General features: G+C 60.5%; 12 protein-coding genes. 9 read left to right on the top strand and 3 right to left on the bottom strand.

What is annotated here, in order from left to right:
• Positions 1-2 precede the first annotated feature (2 nt).
• The 3 genes from xylB (at position 3) to PMI11_RS12830 (ending at position 3711) form a co-directional block, all read left to right on the top strand.
• Entirely contained in the window at positions 3-1457 is a 1455-nt protein-coding gene (xylB, locus tag PMI11_RS12840) for a xylulokinase (protein WP_007817515.1), read from the top strand.
• A 177-nt stretch (positions 1458-1634) separates the two neighbouring features.
• Positions 1635-2945 (top strand): xylose isomerase, encoded by a 1311-nt coding sequence (gene xylA / locus PMI11_RS12835; protein WP_007817513.1) that lies wholly within the window; start codon positions 1635-1637, stop codon positions 2943-2945.
• A gap of 145 nt (positions 2946-3090) precedes the next feature.
• Positions 3091-3711 (top strand): class I SAM-dependent methyltransferase, encoded by a 621-nt coding sequence (locus PMI11_RS12830; protein ID WP_007817511.1) that lies wholly within the window; start codon positions 3091-3093, stop codon positions 3709-3711.
• Here the strand turns inward: PMI11_RS12830 and PMI11_RS12825 are convergent.
• Both PMI11_RS12825 and PMI11_RS12820 read right to left on the bottom strand, forming a co-directional pair.
• Complete coding sequence (locus PMI11_RS12825; RefSeq protein ID WP_007817509.1) at positions 3695-4099, bottom strand: ester cyclase; 405 nt, start codon at positions 4097-4099, stop codon at positions 3695-3697. The genes PMI11_RS12830 and PMI11_RS12825 overlap by 17 nt on opposite strands.
• A gap of 93 nt (positions 4100-4192) precedes the next feature.
• Positions 4193-5224, bottom strand: a complete 1032-nt coding sequence (locus PMI11_RS12820; protein WP_007817507.1) for a LacI family DNA-binding transcriptional regulator — start codon at positions 5222-5224, stop codon at positions 4193-4195.
• Positions 5225-5392: 168 nt separating this feature from the next.
• Between PMI11_RS12820 and PMI11_RS12815 the strand changes: the two genes are divergently transcribed.
• From PMI11_RS12815 to PMI11_RS12795, 5 genes are all read left to right on the top strand, one after another.
• The gene (locus PMI11_RS12815) at positions 5393-6919 is read left to right on the top strand and encodes a sugar ABC transporter ATP-binding protein (RefSeq protein WP_007817505.1); all 1527 of its coding nucleotides are present in this window, start codon (positions 5393-5395) and stop codon (positions 6917-6919) included.
• A gap of 73 nt (positions 6920-6992) precedes the next feature.
• Complete coding sequence (locus PMI11_RS12810) at positions 6993-7997, top strand: ABC transporter permease (protein ID WP_007817503.1); 1005 nt, start codon at positions 6993-6995, stop codon at positions 7995-7997.
• Positions 7998-8081: 84 nt separating this feature from the next.
• Entirely contained in the window at positions 8082-9029 is a 948-nt protein-coding gene (locus PMI11_RS12805) for a substrate-binding domain-containing protein (protein ID WP_007817501.1), read from the top strand.
• A 248-nt stretch (positions 9030-9277) separates the two neighbouring features.
• Positions 9278-10333: a sugar phosphate isomerase/epimerase family protein gene (locus PMI11_RS12800; protein WP_007817498.1), complete on the top strand. Its 1056-nt coding sequence runs from the start codon at positions 9278-9280 to the stop codon at positions 10331-10333.
• Between the two features lie 27 nt (positions 10334-10360).
• Positions 10361-11548, top strand: coding sequence for a Gfo/Idh/MocA family protein (locus tag PMI11_RS12795; RefSeq protein ID WP_007817496.1), 1188 nt, complete (start codon positions 10361-10363; stop codon positions 11546-11548).
• 80 nt (positions 11549-11628) lie between these two features.
• Here the strand turns inward: PMI11_RS12795 and PMI11_RS12790 are convergent, their stop codons facing one another.
• Complete coding sequence (locus PMI11_RS12790) at positions 11629-12036, bottom strand: DoxX family protein (protein WP_007817495.1); 408 nt, start codon at positions 12034-12036, stop codon at positions 11629-11631.
• A 240-nt stretch (positions 12037-12276) separates the two neighbouring features.
• Here PMI11_RS12790 and PMI11_RS12785 point away from each other — a divergent pair, with 240 nt between their 5' ends.
• Positions 12277-13650 (top strand): GH1 family beta-glucosidase, encoded by a 1374-nt coding sequence (locus PMI11_RS12785; protein WP_007817493.1) that lies wholly within the window; start codon positions 12277-12279, stop codon positions 13648-13650.
• Positions 13651-13681: the final 31 nt, after the last annotated feature.

Below are 13681 nucleotides of genomic sequence, written 5' to 3'. Positions count from 1 at the left end.
ACATGTATCTGGGTCTCGATCTCGGAACTTCGGGCGTCAAGGCGATGCTGATCGACGGTGATCAGAAGATCATCGGCTCCGCCAATGGTTCGCTCGACGTCTCGCGTCCGCATTCCGGCTGGTCCGAACAGGAGCCGGCCCATTGGATCCGCGCCACGGAAGAGGCTGTTGCCGGCCTCAAGGCCAAACATCCGAAGGAGCTTGCCGCCGTCAAGGGCATCGGCCTCTCCGGCCAGATGCACGGTGCGACTCTGCTCGACGCCTTCGATAGGGTCCTGCGTCCCTGCATCCTCTGGAACGATACGCGTTCCTATATTGAGGCTGCGGCCCTCGACGCCGATCCGCGCTTCCGCAAGCTGACCGGCAATATCGTTTTTCCGGGCTTCACCGCACCGAAGCTTGCCTGGGTCGCCAAGAACGAGCCTGAGATATTCGCCAAGGTCGCCAAGGTTCTGTTGCCGAAGGACTATCTGCGCCTCTGGCTGACGGGTGAACATATCTCTGAGATGTCCGATTCAGCAGGCACCTCCTGGCTCGATACCGGCAAGCGCGCCTGGTCGTCGGAATTGCTGGCTGCGACCAATCTCGATGAAAAGCAGATGCCGACGCTTGTCGAAGGCACGGAGCAAGGCGGCAAGCTGCGCGCCGAGCTTGCCTCGGCCTGGGGTATTTCCAGCGATGTCGTCGTTGCCGGCGGTGCCGGGGACAATGCGGCTTCGGCTTGCGGCATGGGCACGGTCAGCGACGGTGCTGCCTTCGTTTCGCTCGGCACGTCGGGCGTTCTCTTCGCCGCCAACGCTGCCTATCTGCCGAAGCCGGAAAGTGCGGTTCATGCCTTCTGCCATGCGCTGCCGAACACCTGGCACCAGATGGGCGTCATCCTCTCGGCGACCGATGCGCTGAACTGGCATTCGTCGGTTACCGGCAAGTCGGCCGCCGATCTCACCGGCGAGCTCGGCGAAAGCCTGAAGGCGCCGACCGGCGTCACCTTCCTTCCTTATCTCTCGGGCGAGCGCACGCCGCATAACGACGCCGTCATCCGCGGCGCCTTCATCGGTCTCGAGCATGAAAGCAGCCGTGCAGTGCTGACACAGGCGGTGCTGGAAGGCGTCTCCTTCGCGATCCGCGACAATCTGGAAGCGCTGCGTTCGGCCGGCACGGATATTTCCCGCGTCACGGCGATCGGCGGTGGCTCGCGTTCGCGCTACTGGCTCGCCTCGATTGCGACCGCGCTCGGCGTTCCCGTCGACCTGCCTGCAGATGGCGATTTCGGTGCTGCCTTCGGTGCTGCCCGCCTCGGCCTGATTGCGGCAACGGGTGCTGATCCGGTTGCCGTCTGCACGCCGCCGGTCACGGCCGGCACGATCGAGCCGGTCGCCGCACTGAGCGGCGCCTATGAAGATGCCTACAAGCGCTACCGCTCCGTCTACCCGGCGATCAAGTCGCTGGCGCATTGAGAACTGAAGCCGGCGGCCCCCTCATCCGCCTGCCGGCACCTTCTCCCCGCCGGGGAGAAGAGACTTGCGGCGGCGCCTCATCCCCTTCTCCCCCGGGGAGAGGTGGCCCGAAGGCTCGGATGAGGGGGCTTCAGGTACGGACGATAAGACTGAACTACAAACCCAAGGAGAACCCAAATGAGCACCGGATTTTTCGGCGATATCCAGAAAGTGAAGTACGAAGGCCCTGACAGCACCAACCCGCTGGCCTTCCGTTACTACCAGCCGGACGAAATCGTTCTCGGCAAGCGCATGGAAGACCATCTGCGCTTCGCAGTCGCCTACTGGCATACCTTCACTTGGCCGGGCGGTGACCCCTTCGGTGGCCAGACCTTCCTGCGTCCGTGGTTCGAAGACACGATGAAGGCCGCAAAGCTCAAGGCCGACGTCGCGTTCGAATTCTTCTCGCTGCTCGGCGCGCCCTACTACTGCTTCCACGACGCTGACGTGCGCCCGGAAGGCAAGAATTTTGCCGAAAACACTAGGAATCTGAACGAGATCGTCGATTACTTTGCTGAAAAGCAGGCTGCCACCGGCACCAAGCTGCTCTGGGGCACTGCGAACCTTTTCTCAAACCGCCGCTACATGTCGGGTGCCGCGACCAACCCCGATCCGGATGTCTTCGCTTTCGCTGCTGCGACGGTCAAGACCTGCATCGACGCCACGCAAAAGCTTGGCGGCGAAAACTATGTTCTGTGGGGCGGCCGCGAAGGCTATGAAACCCTGCTCAATACCGATATCGGCCGCGAGCTCGACCAGCTCGGTCGCTTCCTCAACCTGGTCGTCGAGTACAAGCACAAGATCGGTTACAAGGGCACGATCCTCATCGAGCCGAAGCCGCAGGAGCCGACCAAGCACCAGTACGACTATGACGTCGCGACGGTCTACGGCTTCCTTAGGAAGCACGGCCTCGAAAACGAGGTGAAGCTCAACATCGAGCAGGGCCATGCCATCCTCGCTGGCCACTCCTTCGAGCACGAGCTGGCGCTCGCAAATGCGCTCGGCATCTTCGGCTCGATCGACATGAACCGCAACGACTACCAGTCCGGCTGGGACACCGACCAGTTCCCGAACAACGTTCCGGAAATGGCTCTGGCCTATTACCACGTTCTGGCAGGCGGCGGCTTCAAGACCGGCGGTACCAACTTCGATTCGAAGCTGCGCCGTCAGTCGCTCGATCCGGCAGATCTGCTGATCGGCCATATCGGCGGCATGGATTGCTGCGCCCGCGGCCTGAAGGCTGCTGCCAAGATGCTCGAAGACAAGGCGCTCTCCCAGCCGCTCGCAGACCGCTATGCCGGCTGGAATTCGGCTGAAGGACAGAAGCTCTTCCGCGGCGAATATTCGCTCGAACAGATCACGCAGTGGGTCGAAGGCAAGGACGTCAACCCGCAGCCCAAATCCGGCAAGCAGGAACTGCTCGAAAACATCGTCAACCGCTACGTTTGATTGCCGGTCTGACTTTTTGAAAGCCGGGAGGCGAGAGCTTCCCGGCTTTTTCATTTGCGAAGCCGAGATGGCTCGTGGCGCTGGTCGGGCAGACAGAAATCTGGCATGCCACTGGTGGCCGCGATGAAACGGTGTGGAGCACTTCATGGCAGACGATCGCAAACTGCATTGGGAAAATGTCTATTCGACCAAGGGCGAAACGGATGTCAGCTGGTTCCAGGAGAGCCCTGCGCCGTCTCTCGAATTGATCCATCTCGCGCAAGCAAAACAATCGGACGCGATCGTCGATATCGGCGGTGGAGCCTCAAGGCTCGTCGACGGCCTTCTTGCTGAAGGATTCGGCGATGTAACGGTGCTCGATCTCTCGGAGGCCGCACTCGATACGGCGCGAAAACGTCTGGGCGCCAAAGGTGACGAGGTAACGTGGATTGCTGCTGACGCCACCCTTTGGAAGCCGCCGCGGGCTTACGACATCTGGCACGATCGGGCAGCCTTTCATTTCCTGACCGATAAGGCCCAGCAAGCAGCCTATATCGAGCGGCTGAAACGCGGCTTGAAAATCGGCGGGCATCTGATCATGGGAACTTTCGCCCTCGACGGGCCGGAGAAGTGCAGTGGCCTGCCGGTCGCGCGTCACAGTTCTGACAGTCTGGCAGATCTCCTCGGGGCAGGTTTCAAGCTGATCGACAGCCGTCGCCACGATCATTCGACACCGTGGGAAAGTGTGCAGAAATTTCAGTTCAGCACGTTCAAACGGGGCGCATAATTCGAAGCTGGGCCTCGATGGCGGCCTTGTCAATGACCGACCAGACGTTCTCGATCTTCTCGTCCAGAAATTCGTAGAAGACGTTTTCAGCGAACTGCACCTTCCTGCCGTTGACCGGAAGACCGAACAGCTCGCCCTTCGGCGTGCAGTTGAACTGCAGACGGCTTGCTACGCGCGGCGGCTCGCAGATCAGCAGCTGAATATCGAAGAAGAGATCGGGGATGGCGCGAAAATCGCCTTCGAGCATCGCGTGATAGCCGGACAGGCCAATGTGCTCGCCGTTATAGCGAACATGCTCGTGGACGAAGTTGCCCAGGTTATCCCAATCCTGTCCGTTCAGGCAGCCAATGTAACCTCTATATCTATCGGCCAGCTGATCTTGCGTCATCTCGGTTGCCTCGCCTTCGCAAAGGAGTTCGTCGCCAAATTAGGACGGCATGGAGTTCGGGCAACAGCAGATCATCGGCAGCGGGCTTCGAGCCTACCGCTTCTGCCAATTGCGCGGCGGTGCCGAGACAGAGTTGCGCACAACGAGATCCGGCCGCAGCAGGATTTCCGTTTCGGCCGGTCGGCCGTTGGAGAGAAGTTCGAGGAGCAGCGCCATGGCTTGTTTGCCGATCGCAGTGCGCGGCTGGCGAATGGTCGTCAGCGACGGGCTCATGAAGACGGCTTGCGGCACGTCGTCAAAGCCGGTGACGGAGAAATCCTGCGGGATATTGTAGCCGCGGGCGTTGAGGCCGATCATGACGCCGATCGCCGTCTGGTCGTTGACGCACATGAAGGCGGTGGGCAACGTGTCGCGCATGAAGAGCTGCTCCACGGCATGGCGACCGCTCTCGATCGTGCCGTCGCCTTCCAGCACGATACGCGTGTCTTTCGGCACGCCGGCAGCGTCGAGGCCCGCATCGTAGCCTTGCCGGCGACGGCTGTAGGCGAGGCGAGTGCGGGAATCGCCGATGAAGGCGATCTTGCGGTGTCCTTCGGCCAGAAGCAGGTCGACGGCTTTCCTGGCGCCCTCGATGTCATCAACGCCGACATAGGGGATGCCGCCATTGAAGACGGGTTCGAATACGCCGACGCTCGGCGGCAGTTGCGCCGTCACAGTCTGATGACCGAAGGGTAGGATGCCGGTGAAGAGGATGAGGCCTGCCGCCTGGTTGGAGCTGAAGAACTTCAGATATTCGAGGCCGCGCTGCGCATCGTTCTGCGTATGCCCGATGAGGATGCCGTAACCATGGGCGCGTGCCTCATTCTCCAGGCCGATCAGGATGTTGGAAAAATTGGGGTCGCCGATATCGGGCGCCACCACAAGGATCATGTTGGAACGGCCGAGCCGCAGGCTGCGCGCCATTGCGTTGGTCGTATAGCCGGTGACGGCAATCGCCTGGTTGACCTTCAGCCGCGTGGAATTGGCCACCTTTTCAGGCATGTGGATTGCCCGGGAAACCGTCGCAATGGAAACTTCAGCGATCCGGGCGACGTCTTCAATGGTTGCGGGCGTGGAATTCGACACGGGGGCTCTGCCTTGGGCTGTCTTCGCCGCACACTACACAGACTTGTCGCGAGGTCAAAGGCACCGCTCAACAGATCTGTGTAAATCAATGATGTAAACCTTTACACGCCCGATGTAAAGGTTTACATATGCCCAACATAAGCGGATGGGAGCCGCAGGGAGAAAGTTATGACCGTCGATAGCGCAGAGGCTGCGCCAGTGGTGTTGTCCGCCAGGCGCATTTGCAAGTCTTTCAGCGGCGTACAGGTCCTCTTCAGCGTCAATTTCGATCTTCGCGCCGGTGAGATCCATGCGCTGATGGGCGAAAACGGGGCCGGCAAATCCACTCTCGTCAAGATTCTCTCCGGGTTCGAACAGCCGACTTCGGGCGAAATCCTGCTTGATGGCAAATCCGTCGTGCTACCGCCGAATGGGGCTGCCGAAGCGCTCGGCATTGTCATCATCCATCAGGAATTCAACCTCGCCGAACATCTGACCGTAACCGAGAGCCTGTTCCTCGGCCGCGAGGTTACGCATTTCGGCGTGCTCGATCGCAAGTACATGCGGGCGGAGGCTCGCCGGGTGCTCGACATGCTCGGTTCGCATGTCGATGAGAATGCGATGATCAGCTCGCTTTCCATTGCCGACAAGCAGATGGTCGAGATTGCCAAGGCGATCAGCCGCGATGCGCGCGTGGTCTTCATGGACGAGCCGACGGCGGTTCTGTCGCGCGAGGAAACCAACATGCTCTTCAAGCAGGTGCGTAAACTGCGCGATCAGGGCACCAGTTTTGTCTTCGTTTCCCACAAGCTCGACGAGGTCATGGAACTGACCGACAGGGTCACGGTGCTGCGTGACGGCCAGTGGGTAAAGACGGCGCCAACCTCCATGCTGGACGGCGAATCCATCGCGCAGCTCATGGTCGGCCGCGAGCTCTCCAGCCTCTATCCGGCCAAAGTCGAGCCCAATGTCGACGAGGAAGTCGTGCTTCGCGTCAGTTCGGTGTCTACCGGCTATGTGCAGGATGCGAGCTTCGAAGTGCGCAAGGGCGAGGTGATCGGGTTTTCCGGACTTATCGGTTCGGGTCGTACCGAGCTGATGGAAGCGATTGCCGGCCTGCGCTCGCGCCTGTCGGGCGAGGTCGTCATTCACGGCGAAAGCGTGTCTTCGGGCGATGCGCGCGCCGCCAATCGCGCCGGCCTTGCCTATATGACCAAGGACCGCAAGTCGAAGGGGCTGCTGCTCGGTTCGGGCATGATCGCCAACCTGACGCTGCAATCGCTCGAACGCCATGTCAGCCATGGCTATCTGAGTCCGATCAGCGAAGCGGCAGCGCTTGCCAAGGCCAAGCGGCGCTTCGACATCCGCGTACGCGACGGCAATATCGTTGCCGGGCGCATGTCTGGTGGGAACCAGCAGAAGCTGCTTCTCGCCAAGGTCATGGAAACAGAGCCGCAGATCATCATCATCGACGAGCCGACGCGCGGCATCGATGTCGGTACCAAGCAGCAGATCTATCATTTCATCTCAGCGCTTGCCCGCGACGGGCGGTCGATCATCGTCGTGTCCTCGGAAATGCCCGAGATTATCGGTCTCTGCACACGCGTGGCCGTCATGCGCGAAGGCCGGATCGTCGGCATGCTCGAGGGGGATGAAATTTCCGAACAGGAAATCATGCGTTACGCCGCGGGGCTGAAGCGTCAGGCGGCTGCTTGAGCCGGCACGGGCGTGCTGCGCGCGGGACAAACAAAATGCCCAGCAGTCATGGGACGGGAGGTTGGTTTTGGACATGAGTGTTAACGAGGAGACCAGGGAAATCCGGCGCAGATCCTGGCGTGACGTCGATCTGCGCGCGGTTGCGCCCTTTGCCGCACTGGCCCTGCTCCTCATCGTAGGCGCACTGGTCAATCCGAATTTCATCGGCATCACCAACCTTACGAATGTCGCAACGCGCTGTGCCTTCATTGCCATCATCGCCGTCGGCGCAACCTTCGTGATCTCGGCCGGCGATCTTGACCTTTCCGTTGGCTCGATGGTGGCCTTCGTCGCCAGCCTGATGATCCTGCTCATCAATTCTGGCGTCATTGCCGATCCGGTGCTGATGCTGACGGCTGCCGTCGTCTTCGCCGTGGTCGCCGGTGCGCTTTGCGGTCTCGCAAACGGCCTCATCACGACGGTCGGCAAGATCGAACCCTTTATCGCGACGCTCGGTACGATGGGCATCTATCGCGGTCTGACGACATGGCTCTCGCAGGGTGGCGCGATCACGCTGCGCTCGGCAGATATCCAGACGCTCTATCGTCCGGCTTATTTCGGAAGCATTCTCGGCATGCCGGTGCCGATCGTCGTCATCCTGGCAGTCACCGCCGTAGCGGCCTTCATCCTCTATCGTACGCGTTATGGCCGGCATGTCGTGGCTGTCGGTTCGAACAGCGATGTCGCGCGTTATTCCGGCATTGCGGTCAACCGTGTGCGCACGATCGCCTTCGTCATCCAGGGACTTTGCGTGGCGATCGCCGTGCTGCTTTACGTGCCGCGCCTCGGCTCGACCTCGGCAACGACCGGCATCCTCTGGGAGCTGCAGGCCATCACGGCTGTTGTCGTCGGTGGTACGGCGCTGAAGGGTGGCGCTGGCCGGGTATGGGGCACGATCTGCGGCGCCTTCATTCTCGAGCTCGTCGGCAACATCATGCTGCTTTCGAATTTCATCAGCGAATACCTGATCGGTGCGATCCAGGGTGCGATCATCATCATCGCCATGCTGGTGCAGCGGTCGCTGGTGCGCAAATCGTAAGACAAGTGCTTCTCGGATTGGCCGGGCTATCCAGGGCACCCGGCTCGAACTGAAAAGTCCCTGATATTTTTGGGAGGAAATAGCATGCGCAAGCTCATGTTGGGTCTGGCGGTGGCGGGGGTGGCTTTTGCCGGCGCAGCCTACGCCCAGGACAAGAATTACACGATCGGCGTGTCCATTCCGGCCGCTGACCATGGCTGGACGTCGGGCGTCGTGTTTCACGCCGAGCGCGTTGCCAAGAAGCTGATGGCCGAACATCCGGGCCTCAACGTCATCGTCAAGACTTCGCCGGATGCCGCAACGCAGGCAAACGCCGTGCAGGACCTCGATACGCAGGGCATCGACGCACTCGTCATCCTGCCGTCGGATCCGGATCCGCTCGTCAACGCCATCAAGGAAGTCAAGGGCAAGGGCAAGTTCGTCGCGCTCGTCGACCGCGCGCCGTCGAATAACGACAATTCCGTGCGTGACCTCTATGTTGCCGGCAACAACCCGGCACTCGGCGAAGTCGCCGGCAAGTACATTGCCGAAAAGACTCCGGAAGCTGAGGTCGTTATCATCCGCGGCCTGCCGATCCCGATCGACCAGCAGCGCCAGGACGGTTTCGACAAGGGTATTGCCGGCTCCAAGGTCAAGGTTCTCGACCGCCAGTACGGCAACTGGAACCGCGACGACGCCTTCAAGGTCATGCAGGACTATCTGACGAAGTATCCGAAGATCGACGTCGTATGGTGCCAGGATGACGACATGGCAGTCGGCGTTCTGCAGGCCATCGAGCAGGCCAAGCGCACCGACATCCAGTATGTCGTTGCCGGCGCCGGCTCCAAGGACATGGTCAAGAAGGTCATGGATGGCGACAAGCTGATCCCGGTCGACGTTCTCTATCCGCCGGCAATGGTCGGTACGGCTATGGAGCTGACGGCTGCTGCGCTCTACGATCAGGTTCCGGTTCACGGCAACTACATCCTCGACGCCACGCTCGTCACCAAGGAGAATGCCAAGAACTTCTACTTCCCGGATTCTCCGTTCTGATAATACTTTCATGCATGCGCCCATTCGAAAGGATGGGCGCATTTTTCATGCCTTCGGACAAGTTGAAGCCAAAATGCGGCACGTACCTCTTGCCGATCCGTGGTGAGCGTGATTAGGTCCAGTCCGCGTTGATTTTCGGCTAACCCGCTAAATCCTTCGCATTGGCGGGGAGGCGCCTTTTCTTTACCGAACGGCGCACTAGGATTTATCGAAAACGTTTACGATCGATATTCAGGGAGGAAACTGACATGAAGACGATCAAGGGACCGGGCCTGTTCCTCGGACAGTTCGCGGGTGATACCGCTCCTTTCAATTCCTGGGACGCGATCACCAAATGGGCGGCTGACATCGGCTACAAGGGCGTACAGGTTCCGACCTGGGCAAGCCAGCTCATCGACCTCAAGAAGGCGGCGACCTCCAAGGATTACTGCGACGAATTCGCAGGCAAGGCGCGTGAAAACGGCGTCGAGGTTACCGAACTTTCCACCCACCTGCAGGGTCAGCTCGTTGCCGTTCACCCCGCCTATGACGAAGCCTTCGACGGCTTTGCCGCACCCGAAGTGCGCGGCAATCCGAAGGCGCGTCAGGAATGGGCCGTGCAGCAGGTCAAGTACGCGCTGACAGCTTCCAAGCATCTCGGCCTCAAGGCGCATGCGACCTTCTCGGGCGCGCTTGCCTGGCCATTCATCTATCCCTGGCCGCAGCGCCCCGCCGGTCTCGTCGAAACCGCCTTCGACGAGCTTGCCCGCCGCTGGAAGCCGATCCTCGACCATGCCGATGAAAACGGCATCGACGTCTGCTACGAAATCCATCCGGGTGAAGACCTGCATGACGGCATCACCTACGAGATGTTCCTCGAGCGCGTCGGCAATCATCCGCGCGCCAACATGCTCTACGATCCGTCGCACTACGTGCTGCAGTGCCTCGATTACCTCGACAACATCGACATCTACAAAGACCGGATCAAGATGTTCCACGTCAAGGATGCGGAGTTCAATCCGACCGGACGCCAGGGCGTTTACGGTGGTTATCAGGGCTGGGTCGAGCGTGCCGGCCGCTTCCGCTCGCTGGGCGACGGTCAGGTCGATTTCGGTGCCGTCTTCTCCAAGATGACCGCGAACAACTTCGACGGCTGGGCCGTGGTCGAATGGGAATGCGCCTTGAAGCATCCGGAAGACGGTGCGCGTGAAGGCGCTGAATTCGTCGCGGCACATATCATCCGCGTCACCGAAAAGGCCTTCGACGATTTCGCTGCCGGCGGCACTGATCAGGCGGCCAACCGGCGCATGCTGGGTCTGTCGTAAGCGGATCAGGATTTCGAGGAGAATATTATGGCAATCGAAGCATCATCCGAACAGACCCGCGAGCCGCGCATCCGGCTCGGCATGGTCGGCGGCGGGGCAGGGGCCTTCATCGGCGCCGTCCACCGTATCGCAGCGCGTATCGACGATCAGTATGACCTGATCGCCGGCGCACTGTCGTCGACGCCGGAAAAGGCTGCCCAGTCCGGTCGCGATCTCGGTCTCGATCCGTCGCGCACCTATTCCAGCTACCGGGAAATGGCGATCCGCGAAGCCAAGCTGAAGAACGGCATCGAAGCCGTCTCCATCGTCACGCCGAACCATGTGCATTATGACGCTGCCAAGGAATTCTTGCGCCGCGGCATCCACGTCATCTGCGACAAGCCGCTGACCTCCAACCTTGCCGATGCCAAGAAGCTGAAGAAGGTTGCCGACGAGAGCGGCGCACTCTTCATCCTGACGCATAATTACACCGGTTATCCGATGGTTCGTCAGGCGCGCGAAATGGTCGCCAATGGCGAGCTTGGCGATATCCGCATCGTGCAGGCTGAATATCCGCAGGACTGGCTGACGGAAGCCATCGAACAGTCCGGCCAGAAGCAGGCCGCATGGCGCACCGACCCGGCACAATCAGGCGTCGGCGGTTCGACCGGCGATATCGGCACGCATGCCTATAACCTGGCTTCCTTCATCACCGGCCTGGAGCTCGACAGCCTTGCTGCCGATCTCGACAGCTTCGTGCCGGGCCGTCGTCTCGACGACAACGCCCATGTGATGCTGCGCTTCAAGGCCAAGGGTTCGGAAAAGCCGGCCAAGGGCATGCTCTGGTGCAGCCAGGTGGCGCCGGGCCACGAGAACGGCCTCAAGGTGCGCGTTTACGGCACCAAGGGCGGTATCGAATGGGTTCAGGCCGATCCGAACTATCTCTGGTACACGCCGTTCGGCGAATCCAAGCGGCTCATCACCCGCAATGGCGCCGGTTCCGGCGCTGCCGCTGCCCGCGTTTCCCGTGTTCCGTCGGGTCATCCCGAAGGTTATCTGGAAGCCTTCGCGACGATCTACACGGAAGCCGCGCATGCCATCAACGCTCACAAGAAGGGCAAGGCGGTCGACAAGGCCGTTGTCTACCCGACCGTCGATGATGGTGTGAAGGGTGTCGCTTTCGTCGAAGCCTGCGTGGCGTCGTCCAAGCGCAACGGAGCCTGGGTCAAGGTCTGAGCTTCTGAGCCGATAAGGCGCATGTTATCAAAAAAAGCCGGGGCGGTTCGATATCGCCCCGGCTTTTCCTTTTGCGGTGTTCAGGCAGCAACCGTAGTGCGGCCGCGCTTCAGCAGGTTATCGACGCTGAACGGACCTGCGCCGGCGACGACCAGATAAAGGAAAACGAAGCAGAACAGGATCGCCGCGACGCCGCCATTCTGCGCCGGGAAGAAGCTCTTCGATGCGTGGCCGATGAAATAGGCAAAGGCCATCAGGCCCGAAAGCACGAAGGCTGCGATGCGGGTCTGGAAACCGATGAGCACCAGGAAGCCGAGCGTGAGTTCGATAAGGCCGGCAACCCAGGACAGCGAGCCGACGGGCGGGACGCTTGCTGCGGCCGGGAAAAGCAGGATCTTCTGCGTTCCGTAGCTGAAAAGCACGAGGGACGAGACGATGCGCAGCAGGCTCAGGAGATGCGGCTGCAGCAAATGGATCGAAGAGAACATTCGTTTCCTTTCATATTGTGATGCTCTTTCCCGTGTAAGGATCGCGGTCGCAACAGCAAATCACGACTGCTGACATTGGCGTTATGAGATTGGGAAGAGGGCGTCTGGCGGGTTTGTAGCTGTCTTGTTTTTCTTCCTGCAACGTTGCAGTTTTTCTTTCCGCCGGCCTGTACTTTGCCATCAGGCTTGGCTAAACCCCGCGCAAACGGTCAGTCCACAACTGAGAGATGGAATTCACAGATGATCGATCCGAAAACGCTTGCCGCCCGCTTCCCCGGTGATTTCACCTTTGGCGTTGCTACTGCTGCCTTCCAGATCGAAGGCGCGAGCAAAGCCGATGGTCGCAAGCCGTCCATCTGGGATGCCTTCTGCAACATGCCTGGTCGCGTCTATAATCGCGACAACGGCGATGTTGCCTGCGACCACTATAATCGGCTGGAACAGGACCTCGATCTCATCAAGGAGATGGGTGTCGACGCCTATCGTTTCTCGATCGCCTGGCCGCGCATCATCCCCGATGGCACCGGTCCGGTGAACGAAGCCGGCCTCGATTTCTACGATCGTCTCGTCGACGGCTGCAAGGCACGTGGCATCAAGACCTTCGCGACGCTCTATCACTGGGACCTGCCGCTGCTGCTTGCAGGTGACGGCGGCTGGACGGCGCGGTCGACCGCTTACGCCTATCAGCGTTATGCCAAGACTGTGATGAGCCGTCTCGGTGACCGTCTCGACAGCGTTGCGACCTTCAACGAGCCGTGGTGCATCGTCTGGCTCAGTCACCTCTACGGCATTCATGCGCCGGGCGAGCGCAACATGCAGGCAGCCCTGCACGCCATGCACTACATGAACCTGGCGCACGGCCTTGGCGTCGAGGCGATCCGTTCGGAAGCGCCTGGCGTGCCCGTCGGTCTGGTGCTCAACGCCTCCTCGATCATTCCGGGTTCCGACAGCGCGGCTGATCTCGCTGCCGGCGAGCGCGCCCACCAGTTCCATAACGGCGCCTTCTTCGATCCCGTCTTCAAGGGCGAATACCCGAAGGAATTCGTCGAGGCGCTCGGCGACCGCATGCCTGTCGTCGAGGATGGCGATCTCAAGATCATCAATCAGAAGCTCGATTGGTGGGGCCTCAACTATTACAAGCCGGAGCGCGTTGCGGATGAAGCGAGCCGGAAGGGCGATTTCCCCTGGACGGTGGAAGCGCCTCCGGCAAGCGACGTGAAGACGGATATCGGCTGGGAAGTCTATTCGCCGGGGCTGAAACTGCTCGTCGAAGACCTCTATCGCCGTTACGAGCTGCCGGAATGCTACATCACCGAGAACGGTGCCTGTGACAATACCGATGTGGTCAACGGCGCGGTGGATGACCTGATGCGCCTCGACTATGTCAGCGACCATCTCAATGTCGTCGCAGACCTCATCAAGGACGGTTATCCGATGCGCGGCTACTTCGCCTGGAGCCTGATGGACAATTTCGAATGGGCGGAAGGCTATCGTATGCGCTTCGGCCTCGTTCACGTCGATTACAAAACGCAGGTTCGCACGGTCAAGAAGAGCGGCAAGTGGTATCGGGAACTTGCCAGCCAGTTCCCGAAGGGCAACCACAAGGCCGTCTGAGGCCCCGTATTTTCGGCAGGGCATCGATGCC

Source organism: Rhizobium sp. CF142 (assembly GCF_000281145.1).
Lineage (GTDB): Bacteria > Pseudomonadota > Alphaproteobacteria > Rhizobiales > Rhizobiaceae > Rhizobium.
This window is presented reverse-complemented; position numbering and strand designations above follow the sequence as displayed.